At 31.5% G+C, this 1,904-nt stretch carries 1 protein-coding gene; it reads left to right on the top strand.

What is annotated here, in order from left to right; all coding sequences use genetic code 11:
• The first annotated feature begins 116 nt into the window (after window positions 1-116).
• Window positions 117-1,475 carry an MFS transporter gene (locus tag WBG30_RS13700; protein WP_424505218.1) on the top strand — a complete coding sequence of 453 codons (1,359 nt, stop codon included), beginning with the start codon at window positions 117-119 and terminating at the stop codon, window positions 1,473-1,475.
• Window positions 1,476-1,904 lie beyond the last annotated feature (429 nt).

The raw sequence follows: 1,904 nt of genomic DNA, 5'->3' as shown, positions 1-1,904 counted from the left end.
GTATAATTATGTTATAAAGAAGGCTAAAGTAATTTAAAAATGGACAGATAATATTTTTTTAGACTAGTAAGTGAAAAAAGTAATTATTTTTAATAAATTTAACAAGGGGGAATAAAATGGAGGAGAGAAAGAGAAAAAAAACAAACACGTGGTTATTTATTGTCATCTATGCTTTTATGGGAATCTTAGCAGGAGTAGCACTAGACACCATGGTAACTTTTTTGGATGCTTCAGAAAACACTAAGGCAGTAGCTGCTAGTATGTCTATAATAATGGGAATTGGATTTGTTGGAGGAGCAGGATTATTATTTTTTATACCTAAGGTTGGGTATAAAAAAATACTTCTTACAGGACCTGTGATTATAAGTTTAGGAATACTTATGATAACTAAAATACATAATGTTTCTATCGTATTTATAAGTGCAGGACTTGTAATGATAGGTGTGTGTATGTTTGATGCTATACTTCCTCCAATTTTAAGTTGCTATACAACTGAAGAAGAGAAACAAAAGGTTTTTTCTACAACAATATGGATAAATATCTTAGGGATGGTAATTGGAACTTGGGTTGGTGGAAGAATGATTGCAACAAGATTTTCTTCTAGATTAGGACTTTCATATGAAAAGGGAAGTAAACTTACAGAGGATGTTAAGAATTTTAGTCCTGAACAATTAACTCAATATATAGGAGCTCATAGTGACGTACTCCTAATGTTTATAGTTGTAGCACTGATTACTATGATTCCGGTCTTTATGTTAAGGGAAGAAAAAAAAGATTATGCTAAAGTAATAGCAAACACAGGGAAAACAAAAGTAAAAACAAATTGGAAAGCTTTTGCAAATAAATATGTTATTTTCTTCCTAGCTTTTGGATTCTTGATTAGATTAGGAGCAGCTTTAGTAACACCATATTTCCCAATTTATTTAAGTAGAATGGGAATAGACAGAGCTACAACTTCTTCACTTATTTCATACCAATATTTTGCAATGGTAATATTTGTAGCGGTATCCCCATGGATCGTGAAAAAAATTGGAAGGGTAGGAGCTTTAGGAGGATTAGCCCTTGTATCTATACCATTTATGCTAGTAATAGCAAATGGAGCTATGTTTGGAGCCTATAAGGTAATAGCTATAGGAATGGCATTATTTCTAAGATCAGGATTTATGAACGCTTCTCAACCAGTACAACAAAGTCTTCCTATGGAGTTTGTATCTAAAGAGATGAGACCAGCTTATAGTTCAGTTATATTTATAATTCAAGGATCGGCTCAATTTATAGCTGGTGGATTGGGGATGAAGTTTTTATTCTCTAGACCAGGGGGATATGCAATGGCTTACTATATTACAGGGACTATATACATAATAGCTTCACTTATGCTTATAATAGTTTTTTATAAGAAATACAACAGAGTACATGCAGTGGAAGAATTTATAGTTTCAGAAGAGAGGGCGTCGAGGATAGAAAAAAGAATATAGAGGATAGATTAAAATCTATCCTCTATATTCTTTTTTTGATACTTGTAAATAATAGCTATAGTTTTCTCTATGACTAGAGAAAAACGTTAACGAGCAATAAGCATTTTGTTTTTGCATTGTAATACACGATTGTTGTTGTAGGAACAGTGGGCTGAAGTATAACGACTATAAACTTCAAAATCTATGAATTTATAATAAATTCTTCCTCTGATGTGAGAGGAAGATGTCCAAATGACAAAAGGAGTTAGATTAGGTCTGTGTCATATGGATTTTAATATTTTCTTAGTGATCTCTTTAAATTTTATTTTGTGAGTTTAGTGTAAAGGATTAGTTTTTTTATCAATGAAAATGAGGTTTAAGATCCATAGAAATCTGTATCAAAAAGGAAATTTAACAACTTCTGTGCCATAGTAGTAGGATATTATAAAT

The sequence above is a fragment of the Psychrilyobacter sp. genome (assembly GCF_049671765.1).
Taxonomy (GTDB): Bacteria; Fusobacteriota; Fusobacteriia; order Fusobacteriales; family Fusobacteriaceae; genus Psychrilyobacter.
This window is presented reverse-complemented; position numbering and strand designations above follow the sequence as displayed.

What these genes read in the sequence shown, in the direction of transcription:
- WBG30_RS13700 (WP_424505218.1), top strand. Translation starts at nt 117, where the DNA reads ATGGAGGAGAGAAAGAGAAAAAAAACAAACACGTGGTTATTTATTGTC.